Origin of the sequence: Ochrobactrum sp. Marseille-Q0166 (genome assembly GCF_014397025.1) — a bacterium.
Lineage (GTDB): Bacteria > Pseudomonadota > Alphaproteobacteria > Rhizobiales > Rhizobiaceae > Brucella.
Map to the genome: position 1 here is coordinate 400,948 of NZ_JACJUO010000002.1, position 26,679 is coordinate 427,626.

The following is a 26,679-nucleotide window of genomic DNA, read 5'->3' on the forward strand; positions in this document are numbered from 1 at the left end:
TGCTGCGATGGTATCAGAAAAGCTGCAGGACATGATTGCACGTGTCCATCAATCGCTTCTTGCTGATATTCAATCGCTCAAAGGAAACAGCCCCGAATTTATCCTTTTCTTATCTTTCACAGATATGAAAACACGAGCAACGACGTTCTGTACAACGGCATCAAGTTTTGAAGATTGCTGGAAAGCCGCGATTAAAAATTTCGAACGACAGGTCATTGAAAACAACATAGAGGTTCGCTCCCTTCGGATCGATTGGGTCGATCATATAGAAGAGCTCAGCAAAGCCGACCTCGAGGCCCAGCTTAAAAATATTAAACGTAACTATTTTCGATTTGGCATTTCGCTAGACCCTATGTTTGAGCAGGCTTTTCTGGAAACAGAGCTTAACGGCAATGCTATGCTTTATGGTGGGCCATCAATCGTGCATGCCATAATTAATGAGGCCAACTTTAACCGATATGGAAAACGTCAGCGGGGCTTCTCTGATATATCCGTTGCTGATGTCGAACAGTTTCATATCTTCTCTGCGCAGGGCGTTTTCGTGAATGACGAAGACGAATTTATTCATAAACTTCCTGGTGCAGGGCCAAATGCTGGTCGACGCACAATAGAAACATTGGCTGTTACGGATATTGACGGATTAATCGCCCGCGGGAGCACATTTCTGGCCTCTCAAATCAGAGAAGACGGGCGCTTCATCTATGGCTGGCACCCCTGTTTTGACAAGGAGATTGGTGCCTATAACACGCTGCGTCACACGAGTACGCTTTATGCAATGCTCGAAGCCTGGGAAGTGACACAGGACAATGCGCTGAAAACAGTGATCGAGAAGGGCCTAGCCTATCTTACAGAGCAACTTATCAAAACAGTAAACCACAACGGGAGTGAGTTGGCTTTTCTCACCGAAGAGAACGGCGAAATCAAACTTGGCGGCAATGCGGTTTGCCTGTTGGCGCTTGTCAAATACAGCGAACTGACCGGAAACAAGCAATATCTGCCTTTACTGGAGAAGATTGCGCTTGGCATTCTGCACATGCAGGATGAGGCAACCGGCAAATTCAGCCATGTTCTCACCTATCCATCGCTCCGCGTGAAAGCACCTTTTCGCATCATTTATTATGATGGGGAGGCGGCTTTCGGGTTGATGCGGCTTTATTCGCTTACACATGACGAAAGATGGCTGAATGCGGTTGAAAAAGCCTTTGGCTATTTCATAGAGGCCGATCACTGGAAAGCGCATGATCACTGGCTATCCTATGCCGTCAATGAGCTGACACGCTATCGGCCTGAGCGCAAATATTACGAATTCGGTATTCGCAACTTCGCTGACTATCTTGATTTCGTCACCAACCGCATCACGACATTCCCAACTTTGCTGGAACTTATGATGGCAGCCCAGCAGATGGTAGTGCGGATACAAGCCGATCCCGCTCTTTCAGGCCTGTTGAATGATGTTGATTTAAAACAGTTTTACTTTGCGCTTGAACGCCGTGCGCATCACCTTCTGAACGGCCATTTCTGGCCGGAACTTGCGATGTTCTACGCCAATCCGGCGCGGATCAGCGGCAGTTTCTTCATAAGGCATCATGCGTTCCGCGTACGTATCGATGATGTGGAACACTATCTCTCGGGTTTTGTCGCCTATCGCAAATACCGGCTCGCACAGCAAAAAAGTGAAGAGCATCAGCGATTCCTGCAAGCAGCACCCACACTGGAGCGACCACTGATCGGCCTGATGCGTGCAAAGGGCAGACCCGGACCAAGGACGCTGGCGACTGCGCATGTAGCTGCAGCACAGGGCATTGCGCTTTATTTCTTCACACCATCCGATGTGAATATTGTAGAGAATACGATCAATGCGCTGAAGTTTGAACATGGCAAATGGGTGAATAAGCGCATCGGCTTCCCCCATATCATCGATAATGATGAAGGGTCTCGGTCCGCGGCAGATGTATGGAAGACGCTTGAACGCCAGAGCACCATGACAACCATCATGCTGGGCGGCAAAGCCATAACGCTGCAAAAGCTGCGCGATGCTAACATTTTCAGCGATATGATCATCCCCGATCTGTGCGTCGGCGACCCGGATACGACACTGGCTTTCATTGACGAACATCGCGATGTTGTCTTCAAGCCTGTCAGGGGCGCGCAGGGCAACGCGGTTTCACTCGTGAGCTTAGAGAGTGGCATCTATAACATCCAGCTTGGCGCGGATAAGCAGACAGTTTCGGTCGATGATATAAAGGATTTTATCGCCCGGACGTTTCCCGCGCATCGATATATCGCGCAGAAATATATTCACTCGCGCACGCCTTCCGGCCTGCCTTTTGACGTCCGCTTGCATTTGCAACGTGGTGAAGGCGGCGCATGGAAAACCACGAAAATCTATGCCCGCATTGGTCAGGGAAAGACCATCACCTCCAATATTGCAGGCGGTGGCAGCATCGCCGATGGCCGTATTTTTATTGACGGGCAATTTGGCGTGCGGGCACGGGCGGTCTGGCAGACCCTCACCAATATCGCCCATGAATTTCCGGAAAAATTTCAGGCACTTTACGACAAACAGATCGATGCGATCGGACTTGATCTTGGTCTCGATAAGCATGGAAAGCCCTGGCTGTTTGAAATCAACAGCTATCCCGGCACCAAGTTTTTTGAATTCGATGAAGCGCTGATCCGCGTCGGGTATCTGAAATATCTGGCAGCGCAAGCAGTTCCCGATGAGAGGCCAGTTCTTGCAGAAGCCCCGTCATTAGCATCCCTGATCGAAGCATTCGGAGGCTCACCAGATCAGGCAAGCCAGAGCGATCAGATCGTCTCATCCATCGCCATTGATAATGCACCGCCCACGCGCAACAGTGTTGGGCTGTTTTATGCGGCGGGCGATGTGATTGGTTGCAGCAAGGCAGCACTTCAAAAGAACAAAGACCGTTTGCTTGCCATTTTCGGGCAGAGCGACAAAGCGCCGGTCGAGGGTGTCTCCTATTACCAGACCCGCTCTCTGCGCGAAGGGCTTATCCGTGCAGCCACCACCCGCCGCGATCAGTTTAAAGGCCATGTCTTTTGTGTTGCGGGCAGCGTTGGCAAAACCAGCACCACCCATCTGCTGGCGCATGCGCTGCGGCGCAGTGGAAAATCGGTAGGGGTGAACGGCGCAGGCAATGTGCCGGAATATGTCGCGGCTGGGATGGCAACAATGCCGCTCAACCGCGATTGCCTCGTCTTTGAAGTTGCGGGTGCTACCGCGCCGGACAAAGAGCCTATCGGCCTCACCTCAACGCGGATCGTCCATCCGCATATCTGCATTTTGAGCGCCCTCACCCCCGCCCATATGGATAAGATGATTTCCATGGAGCGGGCAGCATCGGTTAAAGCGGCAGCTTTTCGTGGTCTTGATCCGCTTGGTACTGCGATCGTCAATCGCGACATCGAACATTTCGAACTTGTGAAGCATGAGATCCCTTCAACCGTCCGCATGCTGACATTTGGGCGTCACGCAGAAGCTGACATTCGCTGGAGCGAACGGGATGCAGACCACAAGATCAATATCAGTATTTTTGGCAAGCCGTTTACGCTGCCATTTGATGTTTCCCGCGATGCCTTTGTGATGAATGGGTTAAGCGTTATTGCTGCCCTGATTGCCGACGGTGTTGCCCCAGCAGATGCAGCGCTTGCAATCGGTGGCTGGACTCCGCTTGCTGGTCGTGGCGCGGTGGTGAATGTGGCGTGGAAAGAAGGGCAAATTCAGCTGATTGATGATGCCTATAATGCCAATCCCGCTTCAATGACGGTTGCTTTGCGCGAACTCGGTTCCCTTAAAACGCGTGGTCGCCGTATTGCCGTGTTAAGCGAAATGGCAGAGCTTGGCAACAAATCGACGGATTATCACACAGCGCTCGCGCGCACAGTGCGCGATAACAATATCGACCAGATTTTTCTGCTCGATTCCGATGCCTATAGCGGCTTCTGGAAAGAGATTCGCAGCGAACAGCGTGCAGCAAAAAGCCCGGCGCTTGATGTGCTGAAATCCGAGCTGGTCGCGGGTTTGCAGCCAGGCGATACGCTGCTGATCAAAGGCTCCAATGCGACCGGCTTGCACCAGCTTTCACGCTGGTTCAGAGAATTGTCAGCAATTACTCAATGAAAATCTTTACGCTGGCAGCGCGTCCGCCTGCATCAACAACGGTCAGTGTGGAATAGCCGGTGCCATCCGGCAGCCATGTAGCCGTGCGGCGGCGGTTGGGTTCGGCAATGGGTTTGCCATTGGCAAGCCAGCGAAACGGTGCGCGTCCGCCCTGTAATTTCAGCACCAGCGGTGAGGCATTGTCGGTCAATGCCTTCAATTCGACATGCGCGCCATCCGGTGGAAACACGATGCGCGGTGCAGGCTCAATCGTGGCTTTGAGAACCGGCAGCGGATCGCTTGCAGACGAAAAGCGTATCTGCGTCACAGGAAGATCGGCGCGTGCCGTGCGAAATGCGCCAGCAGGCGCACGCGGAAACGGTACGGAAGCAACGCCCGAACGCACAAAGGCTTCAAACAGAATGGGCGCTGCCGAAACATAACCGGCAAGGCCGGGCACCGAGCCACCATCGGCACGACCGACCCAGACACCCAGCACATAACGCCCGTCATAACCGACCGACCATGCATCGCGATAGCCATAGGACGTACCGGTCTTGTAAGCGAGGCCGAGGCGTTTCGCACCTTGTGGCGGCACGACACCGGCCAGAATATCGCCAATCTGCCACGATGCCTGCTCGCTCAGAATAGGGGCCGACGGCTGCACAGGTTCTGAACCTTCCGTGCCGTCTCGAAGGGCTGCCCCTCGCCCGCCATTGGCAAGGCCAGTATAAAGCTGCACCAGATCGCGCAGGCTGATACCCGCACCACCAAGGCCGATAGCCAATCCCGGCGCTTCACCTTTCGGCAATTGCAGATTGACCGCCGCCTGACGAATACGCGTGGTGAGCCGTGCAGGACCGACTGCATCAAGAAGGCTGATGGTGGGCACATTCAGCGACATTTGCAGCGCCTGACGGATGCTGACATCGCCCTGATAGCTCATATCGAAGTTGCGCGGACGATAGCCTGAAAAATCCTGCGGGCGGTCCTCAATAATGGTTTCCTGCGCAATCAGGCCCTGCTCGAAGGCCAGCCCATAGATGAAGGGTTTGAGGGTGGAGCCGGGCGAACGCACGGCGCGCGTCATATCGATCCAGCCCTGCCGCTTGCCATCGAAGTAATCAGCGGAGCCGACTTCGCCTAAGATATTACCGTTGCGGCTGTCGGCCAGCACCATGGCGACCGATACTTTTGGCCCAAGCTTGGCAGCGGCTTCACGCGCCACAACTTCAAGCCCAGCCTGCACCGACTTTTTAAGCGTCAGATGATGCCGGGCCTCGGTCGGTGCCCGCTTCAATGCGAGATCGGCAAAGTGAGCGGCCAATGAAGGCAAGGGATGGCGCGTCGCGGATATGCGCTCACGCGATGCGCGCTCGGCTTCTTCAGTTGTGAAAACATCAGACGAAACCATGCGTTTTAAAACACGATCCCGCGCGGCAACCGCGTTTTTCATCGCGCGATCCGGACGGCGGCGCTCCGGCAATTGCGGCAGAGCCACAAGCAATGCTGCTTCTGAGGTCGTAAGACGCAGCGGCTCTTTGCCGAAATAGGCTAATGATGCCGACCGTACGCCTTCCAGATTGCCGCCATAAGGCGCGAGTGTCAGATAACGTTCGAGAATTTCAGACTTGCTGAGGCGCCGTTCAATCTGGACGGCACGCGCGAGCTGCCGGAACTTGGAGCCGAAGCTGCGGTTTTCGCGCGGCTCGATCAACCGTGCAAGCTGCATGGAAAGCGTGGAGCCGCCAGAAACAATACGGCCGCTCCCTGCAAGCTGATATGCGGCCCGAAGAAGTGCTGTGAAATCAATGCCGCCATGCTCGTAAAAACGCTTGTCCTCATAGGCGATCAGCATTTTCACGAATTTCGGATCGACATCCTCAATCCGCGTATTCAACCGCCAATAGCCGTCCGGCGTTGCATAGGCGCGCAGCAAAGCGCCGTCGCGATCCATAACTTCTGTGGAAATCGTCAGCCGTTCCGGCAAAGGCGGAGGATAGGCGCGGTCGAGCCAGTCAAGCCCGACTACAGTTCCGAGTGCAGCGATGCCGAGAAACGCGGCACCGCCAATCGCTATTTTCCAACGCCTTTTCATTTGTTTGAGCATGATCTTGTCCGAAAACCGGTTCCTACTTTTCGGGATCATGGCTTACGGTGCAGCCACCTCCATCATGCCGGTTGCCGTGCGCGCTGCAAATTGCGGACGATACATATCCTCAACCGTTGCTGCCGGATGGGTGTAAAGACCCGGCGTCACCGCGCGCACCACATAAGCGAGCGTAATCGGCTTCTTCTCGCCTGCCGAGCGGTCGAAAGCGGCCACAAAACGATCATTGCGGAATTCGAGATGCGCTGCCTGTGTGCTATCCAGCCATGGGAAATTGCCAAGATCTGCACTGGAAACAAGGCCCGGATTGTCGATCTCGAAACCAGCTGGCAGCAGATCGGTCACCAGCAGACGCGACTGCCATTCCTGCAGATCGTCAATTTTCAGAACAACCACATAGCGCTCATTCTGATTGACCCCGGTGACGTTGGCCGGTTCGCCATCAAGCGTATAATAAGTGCGCTCGATGTTGAAACCTTCGCCGCCCGCGGGCAGCGACTGCGCAGGTGGCGCAACTGCGGTCACGACGGCATCAACCGAACCCTGCCCCTTGTTAGTGACGACCAGCGGCTGCGCTTCAAGGCTTGCACCATTGAGACGTTCAGAAAACGCGCCCTGATGTGCTGTGCCATTGATGTCGAGGCTGATGACGCCATTATCGTCCTGAAGCCCACGTGCTGCAAGCAGCATCCATGCCTGATCCTGCGTGCTGAGATAACGAGCCTTTTCACGCTGGAACTCGACCAGCGTAATCAGCGATGGCAGCACTTTCGGCGCAGGCTTGGTTTCCGCAGCCAGAGCCAGCATTGCCGCGCCATCACGCAGCGGTGAACCATAATCGGAGCGATTATAGTCGTAGCTGGACTGGTTGGTTGCGAGCTGGAGCGACGCATTGAACACGCGTTCAGAACGCGGCTGATCACCATAAAGGGCAAGCGCTGCACCAAGCTGGGCAACGGCCATCGGGCTTGCAAAGTTTTCAAGCTGGGTATCGGCAAAGTAACGCAGATCGCCAACAGAAGCCTTCTTGTTGCGTGCCAGAACATAAAGCGCATAGGCAATGTCGTTGCCGCGTTCCTTGACGTCGGTGGTATAGCCGAGCGCATTTTGCAGATTAGAAAGTGCGGACAGCATCGCCTGCTGCGGCACGTCATAGCCCTTTTCGCGGGCACGCGTCAGGAAGTCGGTCACATAGGCGTCCATCCAGAGATCACCCGATCCCGGCGACCAGAGGCCAAAAGAACCGCTTGAAGACTGGTTGTTGAGCACGCGGAAGATGGAATCCTGTACACGCTTCTTGAGTTCTTCCGGGCTTTCCAGTCCCGCAGCCGCTTCCGTACCTGCCGCCATTTCGCTCAAATAAAGCAGTGGCAGTGCGCGGCTGGTGGTTTGCTCGGTGCAGCCATAAGGATAGCGGTCAAGCGCCATCAACAAAGCCGGCACATCAAATGCGGCACTTCGCGTCACACCAACGCTGACAAAAGCACCATCAAGCAGGCTTTCCGACAGAAGGCCGCCGTCAATTTTCAGGCTTCCGCCATTGGCAGCGAGATTGACGACATGGCGGCTCGTGACCGGCAGATCGACCGGACGCACCGGCACTGCCAAAGCCTGTTCAACATTGAGGCCTGCATCATTGGAAAGCCGGATCGTTACACCACCGGCACCCGTGGCCACCGCATTGAGCGGCACGGTGATCGATTGCCGCTTGCCACCGGCAAGGGCAATGCTTTCAGGATAGGAGCCAACCTCGACGCCGAGATTATCGGTGGTCTCAAGGCTCACACGATAATTGCCGTCCGGTGCATCCGTATTGGCAATATCGAAGCGGATATTGGCCTGATCGCCAGGGGCCATAAACCGTGGCAGACCAGCAGTGATGACCACAGGATCGCGGATAATGACATCGGTCACCGCGTGACCGACGGCCTTCTTGGTCCATGCCACCGCCATGACGCGCGCGGTTCCGTTGAACTGCGGTATGTCGAAATCAATTGTCGCCTTGCCGTCGCTGTCGAGTTCAACCGGACCGGAGAACAGCGCAACCAGCTTTTCGGTGGGCGGGCTGCCTTCCGCTGCCATATTGCCACCATCGCCACCTGTGCGCAGCTTGCCGGTGACGCCGAGCGAACCGTCGATCAGGCGACCATACATATCGCGCATTTCAAGGCCCAGCTGACGCTGGCCGAAGAACCAGTTTTCAGGGTTCGGTGGCTGATAGCGTGTCAGATTGAGAATGCCGACATCGACTGCCGCGACCATGACATAGGCCTGCTCGCCACCCGCATTTTCAACCGAAACAGGGATGGAAAGTGTGGAACGCGGCGCGATCTTTTCAGGCGGGGCCAGCTTGACTGCAAGCTGCTTGTCGGCAGGATCGACCTTCAGCCATTTAAGACCAATCGCACGCGCAGGCATACGGCTTTCAATCGCCTCACCCGGACGGAACAGCGTTGCCGTAACATAGGCGCCCGCACCCCAATCCTCACCCACCGGAATATCGATGGTCGTGCCACCTTCCGGCACGCTTGCGGTGATTGTCTTGAGCAGCTTTTCAGCACCAATGGTGATGAGCAGCTCACCGGCAAAACGCGGGGAGATTTTCAATTCTGCCGTGTCACCTGCCGCATAATGTTCCTTGTCGAGCGCGATTTCGAGCCCGTCCGGCGTTTCCGTCGAAGTGGAGCTGACATACCAGCCCGCATCGAATTCATAGCTCGTGGCCGGACCCGAAGCATCAGCCGTTTCGATTTCCAGACGGTAACGACCCCAATCGACCGGCAGACTGATTTCAGCCTCGCTATCGGTTGTAAGGTCAATCTTGCCATTGGCAATCGCCTTGGTGAAAGTGACCGGTTCGTAGTTCCAGCTGTTGCCACTGCGATACCACTGATAATTACGCTCGATCTTGACCAGCGACCATTGTGCGCCATCAAGCGTCTTGCGGTCGCCCTTGCTGTCAGAGGCGATCAGGCTGAACTTTGCGGTTCCACCCTGCGGGACTTCATCGCCTGCGAAATCCGGGCGAATGCCAATGAGATCGGTTTCCGGCTGAATGGCAATATCGATCTTACGCTCAACCGCACGACCACCGGTTTCGCGCATACGAACGGTCACGGCCGCGTTTACGAGACGCGTCGTTGACGGCATTTCATCGACAGTAACCGGGAAAGTCGCCTTGCCGTTGTCATCGACTTTTGACAGGCCATCGAGCGGAAGGCGCGTGGCTTCGCCCTGTTCTTCATCGGCGAGGCCGAAGTAATAGCCCTTGAAGCGGTCCCACTGGCGCTTGGTCGAAAGCGTGACCTCGCCTTCAAGCGCAAGACCGGCGGCAGGCGCACCATAAAGGAAACGACCGTCCACCGTGATATTGGCGGTTTCGCCAACAGCGATTTCCGGCTTGTCAGACGTCAGATCGAACTCGATCCGGTCCGGCACGAAATCTTCAACCAGAAACATCTGCGTGGCAATCGCTGGCTGCTTGGGATCGGTATAGACCGAAACATTCCAGGTGCCGCGCATGGCATTCGACGGCAAGGTCAGGTCGATGGCATGACCACCGGCCAGTTTGCTGTCGGAAACAAGACGGCGGTCTTCCACGCCATCGGGACGCGTGAAAATAAAGGTGAGTGGCAGATCATCAATCGCGGTTGCGGTGTCGTCACGCGCAAGCGCACCCACATGCACAACTTCGCCCGCACGATAGATACCGCGCTCTGTCCATGCATAAAGATCAAGCGCTTTCGGCACGGCACGGCCCGTCACACCACGATCGGAAAGATCGAAACCGGCGCGCGCCATGTCAAGAAATGTGAAATCCTCATCGTCACTACTGGCCATCAGCACCGCTGGCACCATGCCGTCCGTGCCGCGTGTCAGTCCCGGTGTAAACGTCGCCCGGCCATCGCTGTCGGTGGTCGCTTCGCCCAGCACTTCATTGTTGCGTGCAAGCAGCGTCAGCTTCACGCCTTTAAGCGGCTCCGCGCTTTCCAGCGAACGGGCAAACACATTGATGCCGCCCTGTCCGGTATAGGTCGAAAGGCCGATGTCGGAAACGACAAACCACTGCGTTGCCTTGGTGCCATATTCATCATCGGACTTCTGAACCAGCGGCTCAGCAGTCAGCACATAGACGCCGGGCTTGCGTTCCGGGAGTGCTTCATCAACCGGGAAACTGGTCGTTGCTTCCTTGTTCAGCTCATTGCCTGCGACCTCAATCTCACCTTCCCAGACAGGTGCACCCATCTGATCGGAAACCGTGCTGATGTCGTAGCTGTCCAACTGCCGCAGGAACTGATAGCCGGAGAGAAGCTGTGCCAGCGAACGGTCGCCGACGCGATAGAGCTTGACCTTGGCTGTACTCAAATTGACGCTGACCAGCGGAATGCCGCGACGGGCTTTCGCAGGCAGCACGAAGCTGTCGCCGGTAAAGCGCACCGATGGCGCGCGGTCCTGCACATAGATCGAAAGATTGACCGGCGCTGGCAGCACTTCGCCAACAGCCGATGGCAGACCCTGACGGAACGTCACCGTATAATTGCGGCCATGTTCCAGACCCTCGACGCAAATCTGGCGATCCTTGGCGTCAACGGCTTTTGGCGCGCCATTGTCGAGGGTAACGAAGCTCGAATAATCGACGCCGCTTTTCACCAGTTCTTCCGAGAACTGCGCGCAGATGCGCGGCGCGGCATTGTCATTATCGACCGTATTATTGACGATGCGGAAGCCTTTGCGGGCTTTCAGATCTTCATAGGCTTCACGAACGGATGCGGAATTGACGAGATCAAGGCTCGCTTCATAAGCCTGCAGAGCCGGGCGCGATGCATCGCGCTTTTCCAGCGCCTGTGCCATGACGGCAAGCGCCTGCGCGCGATCTTCCGTGGTGCGTGATGTCTGGTAGGCAAACCAAGAGGCTGACGTCGCGTCGCGTTGGAGTTCTGCGCGCTCCTGATAATTGGATGGCTCGATCAAAAGCGCAGAAAGGGCATATCCCGCCCATAGCTGGCTGTCGTCCGGGGACATGCTCGCAGCTAAACGGAACTTTTCCATCGCCGTGCGCGGATCACCGTTCATACCGGCAGTGCCCGCTTCATTGCGTAATGTGCGCAGGCTGTCAGCGCTTTCAAGGCTTGCCATTTCGCGCTTGAGACGCCGGGCTTCATCGATAAGATTTGGGGCAAAGAACGAGATTGCGGGAGGCGCACCAATGTCTTCAACTGCAGCGGCGGCCGCCGCTTCCGTCACAACACGGCCTGCAATGGAACCGACAGACGCATTGAGCTTATTGTAATCCGATTTCAGAAAGCACCATTTGACCTTGGGATTATAGGTGAAGGCCAGACAGGAATTATCGCCAAGGCAGATGCTTTTGCATTGCGCAAGCGAGACATTCTTTTCGGGTCTCAGATCAAAGCCGAAATAATCGGCATCCTGCGTGGTCTCGATCTGCCGGGTTTCAGCGGCAATCGCGCTCAACGGTGTCGCAAGGCAGAACGCAGTCGTAAAGGCCAGTATCAGGCGATTAAACTGAAAAGACATGAATGTCACTCTTCCGTTGTTTTCCCTCATCCCGTGCGGTCGTCGTCAACCGAAACCCGCACGCTCGTCAGCTCAGACATTACCAATTTATCCAAAACTGAATAGCTGGATTCTTGCCTGAAAGCCCGAATAGACTTTGATATACAACAAACCTGATCAAACAAGGTTTGTTTAGTGACAACTTAATAAATCAACCGAAAATGTAGCTAATTAACTGATTGCAATAAGTTACTGGACTTTTTCTCAAGCGTCATCGTCTTGAGATTACCTGAAAACAAAATGCCGGTGATCGGCAAAACTGGTTCCGTAGGCAGCGCTTCATGATGGGTGCTGTCTTTTGGAACATGAAGCTTATGCTCGGTGCCTTCATCGGCACCGGACATGATAAGCGATACATTCCCGCGCGCTTGCAGCAATTTTGTCCCGTACAGGAACTCGAAGCTCAGCATCGAAACGAGGAATTTATAGGTTCCGTCGCGTACGCCACCCTTCATCATGGCGGCGCGATGGACCTCCTCGCCGATTACTACATCAAGCGGCGGAATACGGGGATCACAAACATAACCAAGCGCGAGCAGTTGGCCGTTATCAACCTCAAAGCGCATTCTGTCTGCACCAAAATCGAGTGCGGAAATTGAAAAGCGGCGGTTGCTATATTGAATTGGCACGCGTCCCAACCGCTTGCAAAGCTGTTCGCCACTCAAGGCGCGTGCATTGGCGAAGTGGTCTGGATCAATAGCAAATGGCAGCGCTTTTGGGCGATGCTGCATAGACAAAGCTTGGTCGAGAGCATCAGCGATCAAGTTGGCTACAATCGTCGTTGAAACAGGGCGCGCATAATGGCCCTGATCGAGATAGAAAGCCGAATTGCTTACGACGTCACGGCCATATTGCTGCATCAGCATCCGCGAAACATCGACTGAAATGGTGCCATACCATTGCGATATGTAATTGATGCCCGCATCAATTGAAGGAACCGAATTCAGGAACGAGCCATTGCGTGCGCCAAATATAAGCGTTGCGATCCGCAGGTTAGGATTGCGTTCCAGTGCGTAACGAATGATCCCCTCGTAAAATCGCGCCCAATGGCGAAAGGGACGTCGTTCATCGCCGTAAACAAAGGCATCATTGATCGCATATTCAATCAGCAGGAGCTCGCAATCCTCGAGCTGCTCAAACTGCTTGAGCTGATAAAGGCCAAGCGCGCTCGTGGTGCCGCCCACGGCAAGATCAGCAACAATGTCCAGCTCCACGCCGCGTTTTGCCATCGTCCCCAGAAGAGTTGGTAGATAGCCGGGCAGCATGACGGTGTTTGAACCACCGATGATTACAGTTTTGAGCTTCATTTCGTCACCGTTGCAGCTTGGCCTGCCGGCGTCAGCGAACCACAACGCCACACACCGTAAGTGCTTGCATCCCAATCAAAATAATAAGCGGCTGCGATCTGGCCACTATCCATCATCTGACGAAACCGACCGCGTGCCTTCTCGACCAGCTGTTCGCGATTATTGTCATTTGCCGGGCAGGCTTTGGAGGTATTCGCAAAACCCCATTCGGTGATCCAGCATGGCTTTCCATCAGCACCACCGCAGAAAGAGAGAGCGTTGCTAATGTGTTTCGCGCGCGCGGCCCGCGTGCCGCTGCTGCCCGGATAAATGTGAATACCATAGCCGTCGGCCACATCCTTAAGACCATATTTCTTGAGAAGATCGGTAAAGACGGTTGGATCGACGCTGTCTATTCCGCGCCGGTCAGCATCGATGAACGGAATATCGGACAAACCCGCAGATACAACTTTTGCTTTGGCGCTGTGCTTGGTCTTTGTCAGCTCCGTCCTGACAATGCGCAGAAGTTCGACGTATTTTTCTGCACCCTTTTCGACCAAAGGCAGGTCTTCCATCTCATCCAAGGAACGTGCGGTCTTCATCCTTTCCTTGGGCAGAATGGCAAGATCGCCATTATAGGCACCCCAATTGATCTCATTGCCGGGTTCAACAGCAACCAGTGGCGCCCCAAGTGCATCAATCTTTTGCAAGGCATCTGCGATCGCCTGCTGAAAGCGATCCGGCGATATATCTGAAAGCCGATACATATCCCAGATGCGCCCGCGACCGGAACGAGGCTTCGTTCCTTCAGGATAGAAATCCGCGTTATTGAGCGAAATTTCGAGCAGGATGGCCAAACCTTTTTCATGAGCAAGACGCACCGCATCGATACTCTGATCCACCGGTCGCGTGAGGGACAGCCGAACTGCCACCACGCCATTATCCACCATCTGATCAAAAATCTGCTCACGCTCTGCTGGCTTAAGCCAGGCCATATTGACCCGGTTGACGCCGAAGCGTGTATCGGCAAGAGCACTTTGAGGCTGGAGAGCCAACGACAAAGCGCCCACGAGCGCTATCATCGCCACCATCTCGCCCCTGATGCTCTTGCAGCTTGGCATCATCTTATCCCGATATCCTTGAGTGCGCCGTTGAAATTGGCTTCACATTCCGAATAGCGATTGATGGCAGCAGGCACATCAATCTTGGAAAGAAAGTCGCGCAGATAGGCCTTCTTCTGAGGTTCACGGTTCCAGACGCTTGCATCAATATGTGGAAAGCCGACGAAGCCGAGCATTTCTCGCATTCGGTCATCGACCGCGATCATCAGCCCCGGAACACCCGACTGCATACCGATGATAGTGCCGTGGAAACGACGGCTTAAACCGAAATCCTGACTGGAAATCCAGCTGCGCCATTTATGCGTATCGAAAAACACCAGCAGCTCGTTTTTGCGCTGCCACTTTTCCATGTGTTTGTAGTCGACAGGTGCGGTGATGCGGCTTGCAGCCTCATCGAAAGCTTGCGCATGATCTTCGCCTGCGATGTTCATGTTATAGACGATCACCTCGTCCTGAATGACATAGCTTGCAGCGCTGTCTTTTTCGAGCAGCGCATGTGCATCGACAATCGTATCGGCGACACTGCCGAGATAGCCGCCGAATGAGATTTTTTGCGCATCCGCGAGGCTCGGATCAGCAAGACGGCTCAGCGATAGCTTCATCTGCTCTGGTCGATAGTAGAGCGAAGGGCAGCCCGTCGGACGGACATATTTCATGCCCGCATCTTTCAGAAACGCTTCCGTAAAATGCCCGCGTGTGAGGAAGAAACTTTCCTTGCGGCGCAGAATTTCCAAAAACCGGCGCGTGCCTTCCGGCAATTCGGCTTTCAGATTTTCCTTCTTCTGAATGCCGATGCCCATCACGACAATTGGCATGTTCAGCTTTTCAAAGACGAAGGATTCCGTTGTTGCGGCATAACCGGGACGCAAAAGATTTGCCGATGCAAACAGGCAGAGATCAAAGCTTTCATTGAGCTTTGCATAGGTGTCAGGTGAATTGAGGCTGTTGGCCAGATGCCAGAACGGAACATAAGTCACATCATGGCCGCGGACGGCATAGGCAGCGCCTTCACCAATGAGGTAATTGCCAGTATTGGCAATCTTTTTGACCTGATCGATCACATCCTTTTTGGTGCGGATGGGCTCGAAATAAGGGCGGTGTTTAACAGTTGCACCCGAAACGCTTTCGACGGTCCGCATCAAATAGGACGGAATGCCGGTAATCATTATGCGCATGGTTATCCATCTTCGCTTAAATTAAAGAAAATTGCTGGATTTGGATTAGGCGTGAGATGCCCCAATGCCGATGTCTGAAAGCACGCTTCGGAAATTGCGTTCGCGAGCCGAGTATTTTTCAACCACATCAGGGATGTTCATTGCTGCGATATGATCACTCACGAAAGCGCGCCGGTCGTTAGCTGCATTGAGATCACGGGCATCGATCTTTGGCAGACCGGAGAAATTGAGCATTTCACGCATACGGTCATCAACGGCGACCATAAGGCTTGGTACGCCCGCCTGCATGGAAATGATATTTCCGTGGAAGCGGCGACCGAATGAGAAGTCCATCGTAGAGCACCAGGCACGCCATTGATTGGTGTCAAGGAAAGCGTGAACGCTGAGCTTCTTCTTGAGATCGCTTGAGCCTTTGTAGGTCAGCGGCCCTACCAGCTCACCAGTCGTTGAATCATAAGCACGGCCATTGGCGTCCGATTCAAGCTGCATATCGAAATGCAAAAGCTCATCCTGAACCACATAGGCTGAACGACCGTCGTCCGAACTCAGCGCATTCATGTCGCCGATGGTTTCAAGTTCTGCGCCCATATAACCTGTGAAAACTGTGCGGCCTTCACCCACTTTGACCTGCGGCAGACGCGTAATGGCCTTGCGCATATTATCAGGACGGAAATAAAGCGACGGGCAACCAACCGGACGCACATAGGAAAAGCCCCGATCACGAAGATAGCCGGCTGCGTTTTCACCGCGGGTAAGGAAATAATGCTCGCGGGATTTAAGCACTTCGAGAAGCTTCTTCGTGCCAGCAGGCAAACCGTCTTCGCCTTCAATATCAGGGCGGTTCTGGATACCAATGCCCAGCATAACCACCGGCATATCGAGCTTGGATAAAACCAGCGCTTCCGCATCTGCCGACAGGCCTTTACGCAGAAGGTTTGCGCAAGTGAAGACGCAGATATCGAACTCCTTGTTAATCTCCTCGACACCTGTTCCATTGTTCACGCAATTATAGAGATGCCAGAACGGAATATGCTTGGCTGACGGCAGAAGGGCCGTCATTGCGCCCTCGCCGATCAGATAATTTCCGGTATTGGAGATGTTTTTCAGTTCCTGGATAAAATTATCCCTGGATTCTGAATCCTTCTGCTTTTCCGAATAATAGACCTGCGCTTTGTCTGCGCGATCAATGAGACGTGTCAGATGGCTCGGAATGCCGGTGACAAGAATTCTTGGGTTGGTTGGGCGGCTCATAGGTCGACCTTTCTGGTATAATCAGGCAACTGCACGGCCGGGGAAAACGGCAATCGTGCTGGCATCGTCTGCAACGTCCGGCTGGGAGGACCGGGATTTCGGATAGACCGGGCTTATTTCATTGGCCCAATCGGTAAATTCGGAGAAAGCAGCGCTCCAGGTGCGGTGAGCGGCTGACGCCAATGCGCCTTCAGCCGTACGCATCAGGGCTTCGCGATCCTGCGCAAGAATGGTGAGAATGCGCGTCATATCGGCCACGATCTGCGCATCATTGCCATTGCGGATTAAGATGCCGTCGCGACCATGATTGATCAGCTCATCGACAGCACCCACCGCAGTTGCAACCGGCACACAGCCGAGCTGCTGGGCTTCAGCAATCATCAGCGGTGCGCCTTCCCAGCGCGACGGCATCAAAAGCACATCTGCCCAGGCGAGATGGTTTGCGATATCTCTTCCGTCGAAGACCGGTGGCGAGACCTTCACGCCCGCATCTTTGAGACGCGTCATCCAAGATGCACTTGGATCGTCGGAAAGGATTTCTCCACCGATGGCTTGCGCTTCAAACAAAATGCCCTGCTCTTTGAGCTTGACGATTGCATCATGTAACCGGTCGATCCCCTTTTGGCGATCAAGACGGCCCATATAAAGCATCCGAAACGGCTCACCCTTGCGTATCTGTTTACGCGCGGCCGTTACCTGCGCACGCAGCTTTGAATCAATGGAGAAGCTTGCACCATTAGGCACCGAGAATACTTTCTCAAACGGCACGCCAAAGCTGTGCAGGTAGATTTTCAACTGATCTGAACAGGTGAGAAAGGCGTCATAAGCGTGTTCAAAAGCAATCGCCGCATAGGGCTGGCCCGCTTGCCTACGGAAGACGGTTTCGTCCACCACATGCAGATAACAGGCCGTGCGTGTGCCTTCCGAACGCAGCTTGCCCATTAATGGATGCGCTGCCATGACGTGATTGTTGACCACGAGATCGAAACCGGAGAGTTGCCCGCGCAGGATGCCCCAATCAAGCGGATGATCTTCGGTTATGAAATCCTGCCCAAGGAAGCGGTTTGTGTCGCCCCACGCCGGAATACCGTCTTTCCAGAAGTGCAAATAGTCGAAGGATTGATCGAACTCGTCGAGCACATCCATGCGCTCATTGCCAAGCACGAACAGATGCGTTTCAAATCCCTGGTTCTTCAACTCACGACCAGCCGCATAAGCCACCTTCTCTGCTCCCCCAAAGGAGGCATTGGACACCAGAACTGCAGCCGTCTTCTTTCTTGCGGTGCTATGCGCAAGCGGCAGAACTGGTCCACCGCCCATTTCATCGCGCAACACCTGATACATTTCTGAAAGTGCTGGCAGACGACGCGGACGCCATGTCCAGCGCATGGCGGCACTTTGTTTGAGCGGGCTTGTCGCAATCGATGTCACCAGATTGAGCATCGACTGTTCGGGGCGGGAAAGCGCCCTGCGCTGACGGACGCGCGGAAAAGGGAAGCGGACTTTCATGCGCGCCGAGGTGGGCCATAATTGCTGCGTACCCAATGATGCAAACCAATCCAGCGCATCGTTTTCGATGATGTCTTTGATCAGTTTCGTCGAGACGAAAATCAGATCCGCATGGGGCTGGCGCGTGCCGGAAGGCATGATTTCAGTATCGATACGCCGCTCGTCTTCAACATTGGTCAGTTCGACAAAGACGATATTCGCCTGTTCAGAAAGCCTCTCAAGCCGAGACAGAATGTTTGGCAACAGCCGCGAACGCGCCAGAAGCTTCAAAGTTTCGGTATTGGATGAAGCAAGAAAGGGCGGGAAGTGAAAATTATCCGGCTCGGAAACGCTACCCCAAAATGCGCGGATGGCATCATCAAATTTAAGATCAGTCGTGCCAAGGCTAAGATCAGTAAAAAGACTGACTGTTCCCTCGCCTGCACGGATCACGCCATAGCGCGGACATTCCTCATGCTCGAAACCCACAAGCGTCGGGCGACGAAACAGCGCCTTATGTCGTTTGCGGAGAAAGTTGATGGAGCCGGAGCGGTCGCGATTGGCTTCCTTGAAGCGGCTCTCAGCCCGCAGGCGATATTCGAACCCGGTGTCATGGCACGGCGTTCCGACGAAACCGGCTTCAATGGCCGAAAGCCAGAATTCCCAGTCTTCAAAACCATTCTGCCGGTCGTCGTCAAAGCGCACGCCGCTGCGGAACACTTCCGCTGAAATCATTGAGCCGGTATCGCATATATTGTCAGTAATGCAGTGAATAAGCCGCGAATAACTATCGCCATAATGCGCGCGCCAGTTGACTGAAAACGTGTCGATATTGGTGTAAACCCAACCGACATTGCTTGCGAGCAACTTGCGATAAAGCGTGTCGATGGTTTGCGGTTGCACCCGATTATCGGCATCCACGAAATAGACGGCTTTCACATCCGGCATCTCTTCGAGAATATAATCAATCGCACGGTTACGCGCACCACCGGGACCAGTATTCTCTCCGAAGATGACGTGAATATTGGGGTGTGCTGCCGCATAAAGCGCCAGACTGTCGAAAACTTCGCGACGCGGATCACCATCGACGGAGACGACGATCTGGGTACGGAAAACCGTTTCCGAGGCAAGAAGGGTTTCAAGCGCTTCAAGCGCAAGCGCCGCATGGCCATAAAGCGGCATGGCAACGACGATCAAATCTCTCGATCTATCGTACATTCGCAACCTCTTTGGCTAATTCCTGAACGGGGCTTGCGGCTTCGATGTGCTTGACCAGGCGGAAGTTGAAAATCTTCAACCAGGAAAAGTCGACTGAATCACCTGCAGCCTTGCTGAGCACGATCAGATCCATCGTGCGATCAATCGGCTCTTCGAGCATGAAATTGATATCGATTGGACGATTGGGTGCCACTTCCGACCAGCCACTGAACAAGACCTGTGCGCGCCGACGGTCCATATTGGTGATCGCGTCGATCTCTTCCTTCACATCGGAAGCGAGATTGACCAGCAGCAAACCCGCCACGCATGGCTGTCCCTCAGGGTGGTCGATCACGGCACGCGCTGATATCCGGACCGTACCGGGGGCAACAACCCGGCGGATGGCAGCGGCCGTAATACCTTCCTCAAGTGGATGGCAGCCGATTGCATCTTCATGTTCAAGAAACCGCACGGTTGGGAAATCCGGCGTCAGGGGGGTAACGGAAACATTGGCGACACTGCGTAGCAATTCAATCGGCAGGCGATAATCATCAACCTTGCGGCCATTGATGAGCGATGTCGGCACAATTGCGTTGGGCAATGATGCTGGCCGAACGCCCGGAAGCCCCGTAAAAATACGAAGTGCCAGCGGACGCATATCGAGATCGCCATGCGGGATGCGGGCACGAGCCGCATAGCGTTCATTGGCAATCACATTGCCCAACGAGAGTTCTGGTGGCACACCGCCGGTCGCGGAAATTCGCAGACGCAGGGTCCGGTGACTACCATCGCAAGCCTTAGGCAGCGAGAAGAAATTCCATTCCGAATGAAGCGTGGCATAAGGCACGAGCCATTCGGCAATGCCTTCGCCATTCTCCAGATAATCGAGTGTTACGATCAGCTGTCCGTTGCGATTGGCAGGCATGTCGCGGAAATGCAGGGCAAAGCCCGATACGGCATAGCTTGAAACTGGAAAGAGCTGTTCAATTTCCGATTCACGCAGCAAGCGTGCAAAACCTTCATCCTTTGGATCGACCAAAGGCGCATGGCTGAAAATCTCTGTAGAGGAATCCCAGTTGCGGGCGTGAAAGGCATCCTCGATAGCGCGATAGTTTTCGAACATCGTTTCGCGTTCACGACGCAGCATCGCAAGCTCGGCATGCACTTTGCTCACATGGCCGACAAGCCGGTCGAGGCCGTTTTCAAGCAGCTGCGATACGAGAAGCGGTATGGTTTCAGGGGACGCCTCATCAACGCGCACGACGGGGACTTCAGGAATGGTGCGCATCCGGTAAAGCTGCTGCAGGACGCCATTGAGTTCTTTTGCGCCCTCATCGGAAGCGGCAACAGCAACGAGTGGAAATGTATTCGCCAGACGCAGCCGCTTGCCGTCTCCTTCAACGAAGGCGGTCAATTCGCCAAGAGCGGTCGGTTCCAACGCTTCACGATCACGCATTGAAGCAATGGCATAACGGCGGGTTTTCCGCGCCGAGATCGCTGGAAGTGGTGTGCTCAACATAATCATCCATTGTCTAAGAACCAACTTGGGAGGTTTGGCCTCTGCTCACAATGAGAAAATACTGACTATGTATTGTCAATAATAATAATGAGAAATGTATATGATAATACTAAAATTATTTAGAATCTATTTAATTCAAAATTTGAAACAATGTAAAATTACATTGGATGCAGCAGTTAAAAGCGCAGAAATACGGGATTTTATATTATATAGTTTTTCCTTTGGCGCCCTATTTTCGTCATATAATTCTCATTTTCCATTTAGTAATGCTTCGATCAAGGTTTTTTGCTGCCGTAAACATTCCGACAGTCGAAAGCGCTTTTCGATCGTTCTTCGCGCAGCAGCCCGCATTGGCAGGCATGCATCTGGATCTCGAAGCACATTCAGAATCGTTTCAGCCAACGCATCCGTATCGTAAAAGGAAACCAGCAGGCCGTTTTTCCCGGCACGTATCACCTCACGAACCGGTGGCGTATCTGAACCGATGATAAGTGCGCCACAAGCCATGGCCTCAATGACGGACCAGGACAGCACAAACGGATATGTGAGATAAATGTGGGCTGAGGAGATTTGATAAAGTTTGCGCAACTGCGCATGAGAAATAGTGCCAGGGAAAATGATGCGGTCTGGCGGCAGCTCTATGTCGCGAAGCAAATATTCGCGCCATGAACCGCCACCCGGCGGCGGCGTACCGTAGCTTACCCCATCTCCACCAACGAACACGAATATCGCGTCGTTATTTTGCCGGATAATTTTTTTTGCAGCTTCAAGCGCCTGTGGAAAGCCCCTGTAAGGCTCAAGGTCGCGCGCAACGAATGTAATCACCTGCGATTCGCCTGCTTTGAGAACGCGTCCACTCGGCAGCTCGATTGAAGCGTGCCTGTCAGGGTAGAACAGTTTCGTATCTACCCCCTCATGCACAACAGCGATCCGCTTCTGCACCGACGCAGGATAAAGGCCTTTTTGCCAGTGTGTCGGGCTGAAGCCTCCATCGATCCCATCCAGCGTGACGAGTTGGGCCATATTGCGCAGCCGCAGTCGCTTGCGTGTTTCCAAACCCGTTTTGTCTTCAGGAGCGAAACCAACATCTGCGCCGTTGGCGCGATAGAAAAATTCACAATATCCGAGCGCAGGTGTTGAAGGCAAAACGTCTTTAACGAACATCATACTGCCCCAGCCGATGTGACCAATCACAATATCAGGGGCTTGGCCATGACGCGCCATAGATTCCAGAGTTTCGGCCACACGATAACCGATCCTCGTGTGATGGTCGGGTATTTCGAGATATCTGGCCATCGCACCATTTGGGCGAGGACCAGATTCTACTCGGTGGCGGATGACACGGACCGCTGGGAGGCGACGATCCACTGTCTCGCAAATCAGACTCACATCATGTCCGCTTGTAGCCAAATTGTTGGCCAGCGCAGCAAATTGCCCAAAACCGCGCCTATGCACAAAAGCTATACGCATGTCACAAAAAGTGTCCAGTTAAAGGCCGTAAACAGTACACTAAACATCAAATGCCATAGCGGGCAGCATTGCCCCATACCAGCTCAAGGCGGTGCAGAGTTTGATAAGCGATCTCCAGATTTCGAAGATCATCATCATCGCGAGCGAGGATATGACTGTATGTTTTGCTCGCATTTCGCAAGCTTGCACAAAGACGTTCACCCTTATCCGTCAGGCGAATACGCGCTGACCGCTTGTCTCTTTGCGAGGCAACACGATCCACATAACCACCATCGGTAAGTTGTTTAAGATAGTAGGAAATATTGGACCCAACATAGTGCCCGCGATCCAACAATTCACCCACGGTAAGTTCAACATCGCCGATAGCCATCAGCACCAGAGTTTGCGCAGGCCCGATATCCTCGACACCCAACTTGGTGAGTTCAGTTTTCAGCAAACTGACAAAGCGGCGATTCACCCGTTCAATCATCCGGGCCAGCTCGAAATGCGTAACGATAACTGTATGGGCCGGATGTGTGCGTTCCTGTTTTTCGGCGGTAACGTCAGGAAAATCAACAGAAGTAAATCCGTCGATTGATGTATCGACTTCCACTCCCTCGTGCAGAAGTTTTTGCATCTCTTGCTCTCCATTTTTCAATTTTACTTCAAATTTTGAAGAAATTTGTAGTTACTTTTTCTTTCGTCCTTTCAAACTTCCCCGCCACAAAAACTTTTTTCGGTCACATTCTATGCAGTAATACTTTACTGATCTTACGAAGCAGAACACACTACCTATGGATACCGGCCACCTGTGACCATTACAAGGCAGATCGCGCATGGATAATACTCGCGAAAACCAATCAATTGGCAAGAGCGTAGGAGATAAAAAAAGCGGCGACGATGCTGCGTTCACGCCGAAAAGCCTTATTTTTAAGGCTCGGCGCGTATTCTTGTCCGGCCTCATTTATGCGGTGGTTTTAAGCGCCTGTATCAATTTGCTACAACTCACTGTACCTCTCTATATGTTGCAGGTGCATGATAGGGTGCTCAACAGCCGAAGCATGGACACGTTAACCATGCTGACGATTCTGGCCGTTGGGGCGATGCTCGTCTTCGGCGTATTGGAATACATTCGAGCGCTATCCTTCCAAGCAATGGGCAGTGCACTTGTTCGCCGACTAAATCTTCCTGTTCTCACTGCGGCTGTGCAGGCATCCGCAAACGAAGGCCTTCCAAAAGCTACGCAAACATTGCGGGATCTGTCAGAACTGCGAAGCTTTCTCACCTCGCCCGCCATCAATGCACCGCTTGATGCGGCATGGTCACCAATCTTTCTTGGTGTACTGTTTATGCTGCATCCGATGCTCGGCTTGATAGCGCTTATCGCTGTTATTATTCTCGTTGCATGCGGCGTACTGAATGATCTGTTGACCCGCAATCTCATTCAGGAAGCAAATCAGGCCAATGTCGAGGCAATTGCCAAAATTGGCAGCACTTTGCGTCATGCAGAAACAATTGAAGCAATGGGGATGTTACCGGCTCTGGCACGTCGCTGGCGAACCATGCAGTTACAAGCACTTGAAGTGCTTGATATGGGCGGAACACGCGCACGCGCCATATCATCGATTGCACGCACGGCACGTTTTATCATCCAGATCGGCGCGCTTGGTCTGGGAACGCTTCTCGCTATGCAGCAGGAGATCACCCCGGGCGCTATGATCGCAACCAGTATAATCATCGGCCGTCTCCTGATGCCTTTTGACCGGATCGTTGAGAATTGGCGTCAGTGGGTAAGCGCTATCGGCAGCTGGAAACGTGTCCAGTCGCTGCTGTCTGAAAACCTTGCCGTGCGCCAGACAATGCCGACCCCTCGTCCCAATGGCGACCTCGTTGTCGATAAGCTGATCTACACCGCCCCCGGCGTCGATGTTCCGATCATCAAAGGGATTTCGTTTTCGATCTCACCGGGCGAAGTGCTTGGCGTTGTCGGCCCTTCCGCGGCAGGAAAATCGACCCTCGCACGCTTGCTGATAGGTATCGTGAAGCCAACGTCTGGTGGCGTTTTCCTTGATGGCAACAATGTATATCTCTGGGAACGCGGCTCTTTTGGTGAAATCGCCGGTTATCTGCCGCAATCCGTGTCGCTGCTGGATGGCACAATCAAAGACAACATTGCTCGTATGGGCGATAGCGATCCACAACGCGTACTGGAAGCAGCTCGCCTCGCCGATGTGCACGAGATGATTGGGCGCATGCCACTTGGCTATGATACGCCAGTGGGTGATGGACGGCTGACGCTTTCGGGCGGGCAGCGCCAGCGTATCGGATTGGCACGCTGCCTCTATAATCGCCCTTGCCTTATAGTGCTCGATGAGCCGAACTCTAATCTTGATGCGGTGGGCGAACGCGCTCTGATGCGGGCAATCGAACACGCTCGTGATGACAGTGCAATTGTCATCATGATTGCTCATCGACCGTCTATTATGCAGGTCGCCGACAAGCTTCTGGTGCTCGACAATGGGCGGATCACACAGTTTGGCCCCCGAACGGATGTGGTCTCTTCACTCACTCCGGCCAGCAATAATGGCCCGCAAATGGGAGCGGCAAGTGCATGATTGGCAAACCTGTTATTCCGCGTCGTGTCTCCAGCTTGCTCGCCCCGCGTGCAGAATCATCCCACAGCAAATCTCTGACCCGGTTTGGCTCCGCGAAGCCGGAATGGGCACATGATCTCGAGCAAGAAGATATGAAATCCCCCCTGCGTGGTCTCATCATTGCAGGGCTTGCAACAATTGGCGTTGCCTTTGGCGGCTTTTTTGCGTGGGCCTATTCTGCCAATCTCGGTAGTGCGGCAGTAGCCATGGGTACAGTGATTGTCGATTCTAAACGCAAGACGATCAGTCATCTCGAAGGCGGCATTCTTGACAGGCTTCTGGTTCAAGAGGGGGATGTCGTTAAAGAAGGACAGCCGCTTGTCCGGCTTGATGCAACGAAAGCACGTTCCGAACTGCAATCACTGGAAAGTCGGCGTATCGGTCTTATTGCCAAACTTGCACGTCTGCGTGCAGAGCAATCTGGCGCCACTGAAATTACGTTTCCCGAAAATTTTTCTGAAGGCGGAGAGAACGCAGAAAATGCGATCCGTGCAGAAAATATCTTTTTTCAGAAGCGCCTCGCACAAAAACTGAGCAAGATCGACATTCAGCAAAAGACAATTGAGCAATATAGCGAGCAGGAAAAAGCTTCTACATCACAGATTTCCGCGACGGATCGCCAAATTGAGCTGATCACCGATCAACGCAATGCGATCGCAAGCCTTGTCGAAAAAGGCTTTGCGCAGAAATCGAAGCTTACAGAAATTGATACACGTTTGAGCCAGCTTGCTGGTGATCGCGGGGAATATGCCGGCGACAAAGCCAAAGCCGGACAGGCAAAAGCTGGCGCAGAATTTGCACTGGCAGCCATTGAAAGCGACCTGCAGTCGGAAATAGCTGGTGAAATCACCTCAAGTCAGGTCGAGCTATCTGATGTGCAGGAAAGAATCGTAGCAGCAAAAGACGTGATGCGCCGCGTCGAGGTAAACTCACCCCAACAGGGCATTGTCGCCAATATCCGTCTTCGCACACCGGGCGGTGTAGTCGCTCCCGGCGAGCCAATCATGGACATCGTGCCAGAGAATGAGCCTATGGTGGTCGAGATGAAGATCAGTCCACGCGACATCGACAGCATCTTCGTTGGAGCAAGTGCACAGATAAAATTGACCGCCTATAATCAGCGCTCAATGGCACCACTTGATGGACGGCTGACATATATTGCAGCGGATCAATCGCTCGATGAGAAGAATGACACGGCATATTTTGTAGCCCGCGCTGAGATTACGCCAGAAGCCCTCGCCGCCAATCCAACTGCAAGGCTCTATCCCGGCATGCCAGCAGAGATCATCATCGTTCATAAAGACCGTAAAGCGATAGACTATCTGGTGTCGCCCATCACTGACAGTCTCAATCGTGCTTTCCGCGAAGATTAACGCTCAAGGGCGTGATTGTGGCCTCTATGACTGGCAGATTATTGAAACAGCATTCTGCAATATAAATCATCATTGGTATGAATAATCGTTATTTTACTGCGTCGCGGATAATCCATTATGTGCAGCCCTATCATATTGAATTAATTTAACTTTTTAATAATTATGAATAATTTCAAATTTTGAACTAAAATTATCGTAAATAGTAATTAAATATGAATTACAATATATCTATTTATTAATCTTAAATGGCGTTTATATAAATTAAAAGTAATAATTTGTTACTTATGTGAGTCAATTTTAGGACAATTTATAATGTTGCATTTCTTATTGATGCGGCGCAAACTACTATAAGTAAG

Annotated in this window: 13 protein-coding genes; 3 read left to right on the forward strand and 10 right to left on the reverse strand. The window is 53.4% G+C overall.

Translation table 11 applies throughout. The features are described 5' to 3' along the window. Nucleotides 1-7 precede the first annotated feature (7 nt). A complete protein-coding gene (locus H5024_RS12995) occupies nucleotides 8-4,144 on the forward strand; it encodes a YheC/YheD family protein (protein WP_187547475.1) in 4,137 nt (1,378 codons plus the stop codon). Here the strand turns inward: H5024_RS12995 and pbpC are convergent. From pbpC to H5024_RS13045, 10 genes are all read right to left on the reverse strand, one after another. Then, nucleotides 4,134-6,233, reverse strand: a complete 2,100-nt coding sequence (gene pbpC / locus H5024_RS13000) for a penicillin-binding protein 1C (protein ID WP_187547477.1) — start codon at nucleotides 6,231-6,233, stop codon at nucleotides 4,134-4,136. The two genes, H5024_RS12995 and pbpC, sit on opposite strands and share 11 nt — an antisense overlap. Nucleotides 6,234-6,275: 42 nt before the next feature. Continuing rightward, on the reverse strand, nucleotides 6,276-11,771 hold the full coding sequence (locus H5024_RS13005) for an alpha-2-macroglobulin family protein (RefSeq protein WP_187547479.1): 5,496 nt from the start codon (nucleotides 11,769-11,771) through the stop codon (nucleotides 6,276-6,278). Nucleotides 11,772-11,977: 206 nt separating this feature from the next. After that, nucleotides 11,978-13,117 (reverse strand): SGNH/GDSL hydrolase family protein, encoded by a 1,140-nt coding sequence (locus tag H5024_RS13010; protein WP_187547482.1) that lies wholly within the window; start codon nucleotides 13,115-13,117, stop codon nucleotides 11,978-11,980. Beyond that, entirely contained in the window at nucleotides 13,114-14,220 is a 1,107-nt protein-coding gene (locus H5024_RS13015; RefSeq protein ID WP_187547483.1) for a glycoside hydrolase, read from the reverse strand. The genes H5024_RS13010 and H5024_RS13015 overlap by 4 nt, the downstream gene beginning before the upstream one ends. Next, nucleotides 14,217-15,392 (reverse strand): polysaccharide pyruvyl transferase family protein, encoded by a 1,176-nt coding sequence (locus tag H5024_RS13020; RefSeq protein ID WP_187547486.1) that lies wholly within the window; start codon nucleotides 15,390-15,392, stop codon nucleotides 14,217-14,219. Before H5024_RS13020 ends, H5024_RS13015 begins: the two co-directional genes overlap by 4 nt. 45 nt (nucleotides 15,393-15,437) lie before the next feature. Beyond that, on the reverse strand, nucleotides 15,438-16,643 hold the full coding sequence (locus H5024_RS13025; RefSeq protein ID WP_187547488.1) for a polysaccharide pyruvyl transferase family protein: 1,206 nt from the start codon (nucleotides 16,641-16,643) through the stop codon (nucleotides 15,438-15,440). Nucleotides 16,644-16,664: 21 nt separating this feature from the next. Further along, nucleotides 16,665-19,349, reverse strand: a complete 2,685-nt coding sequence (locus H5024_RS13030) for a glycosyltransferase (protein WP_187547490.1) — start codon at nucleotides 19,347-19,349, stop codon at nucleotides 16,665-16,667. Next, on the reverse strand, nucleotides 19,339-20,847 hold the full coding sequence (locus H5024_RS13035; RefSeq protein ID WP_187547492.1) for a DUF6212 domain-containing protein: 1,509 nt from the start codon (nucleotides 20,845-20,847) through the stop codon (nucleotides 19,339-19,341). Before H5024_RS13035 ends, H5024_RS13030 begins: the two co-directional genes overlap by 11 nt. A 249-nt stretch (nucleotides 20,848-21,096) precedes the next feature. After that, nucleotides 21,097-22,317, reverse strand: coding sequence for a glycosyltransferase family 4 protein (locus H5024_RS13040; RefSeq protein WP_187547494.1), 1,221 nt, complete (start codon nucleotides 22,315-22,317; stop codon nucleotides 21,097-21,099). 46 nt (nucleotides 22,318-22,363) lie between these two features. Continuing rightward, nucleotides 22,364-22,933 carry a MarR family transcriptional regulator gene (locus H5024_RS13045; RefSeq protein WP_187547496.1) on the reverse strand — a complete coding sequence of 190 codons (570 nt, stop codon included), beginning with the start codon at nucleotides 22,931-22,933 and terminating at the stop codon, nucleotides 22,364-22,366. Between the two features lie 199 nt (nucleotides 22,934-23,132). Here H5024_RS13045 and H5024_RS13050 point away from each other — a divergent pair, with 199 nt between their 5' ends. Both H5024_RS13050 and H5024_RS13055 read left to right on the forward strand, forming a co-directional pair. Next, a complete protein-coding gene (locus tag H5024_RS13050; RefSeq protein ID WP_187547498.1) occupies nucleotides 23,133-24,911 on the forward strand; it encodes a type I secretion system permease/ATPase in 1,779 nt (592 codons plus the stop codon). Beyond that, entirely contained in the window at nucleotides 24,908-26,323 is a 1,416-nt protein-coding gene (locus H5024_RS13055) for an HlyD family type I secretion periplasmic adaptor subunit (protein ID WP_187547500.1), read from the forward strand. Before H5024_RS13050 ends, H5024_RS13055 begins: the two co-directional genes overlap by 4 nt. The last annotated feature ends 356 nt before the right edge of the window (nucleotides 26,324-26,679 follow it).

What these genes read in the sequence shown, in the direction of transcription:
- H5024_RS13055 (WP_187547500.1), top strand. Translation starts at nt 24,908, where the DNA reads ATGATTGGCAAACCTGTTATTCCGCGTCGTGTCTCCAGCTTGCTCGCC.
- H5024_RS13030 (WP_187547490.1), bottom strand. Translation starts at nt 19,349, where the DNA reads ATGTACGATAGATCGAGAGATTTGATCGTCGTTGCCATGCCGCTTTAT.
- H5024_RS13010 (WP_187547482.1), bottom strand. Translation starts at nt 13,117, where the DNA reads ATGAAGCTCAAAACTGTAATCATCGGTGGTTCAAACACCGTCATGCTG.
- H5024_RS13015 (WP_187547483.1), bottom strand. Translation starts at nt 14,220, where the DNA reads ATGATGCCAAGCTGCAAGAGCATCAGGGGCGAGATGGTGGCGATGATA.
- H5024_RS13035 (WP_187547492.1), bottom strand. Translation starts at nt 20,847, where the DNA reads ATGTTGAGCACACCACTTCCAGCGATCTCGGCGCGGAAAACCCGCCGT.
- H5024_RS12995 (WP_187547475.1), top strand. Translation starts at nt 8, where the DNA reads ATGGTATCAGAAAAGCTGCAGGACATGATTGCACGTGTCCATCAATCG.
- pbpC (WP_187547477.1), bottom strand. Translation starts at nt 6,233, where the DNA reads ATGCTCAAACAAATGAAAAGGCGTTGGAAAATAGCGATTGGCGGTGCC.
- H5024_RS13050 (WP_187547498.1), top strand. Translation starts at nt 23,133, where the DNA reads ATGGATAATACTCGCGAAAACCAATCAATTGGCAAGAGCGTAGGAGAT.
- H5024_RS13005 (WP_187547479.1), bottom strand. Translation starts at nt 11,771, where the DNA reads ATGTCTTTTCAGTTTAATCGCCTGATACTGGCCTTTACGACTGCGTTC.
- H5024_RS13045 (WP_187547496.1), bottom strand. Translation starts at nt 22,933, where the DNA reads ATGCAAAAACTTCTGCACGAGGGAGTGGAAGTCGATACATCAATCGAC.
- H5024_RS13040 (WP_187547494.1), bottom strand. Translation starts at nt 22,317, where the DNA reads ATGCGTATAGCTTTTGTGCATAGGCGCGGTTTTGGGCAATTTGCTGCG.
- H5024_RS13025 (WP_187547488.1), bottom strand. Translation starts at nt 16,643, where the DNA reads ATGAGCCGCCCAACCAACCCAAGAATTCTTGTCACCGGCATTCCGAGC.
- H5024_RS13020 (WP_187547486.1), bottom strand. Translation starts at nt 15,392, where the DNA reads ATGCGCATAATGATTACCGGCATTCCGTCCTATTTGATGCGGACCGTC.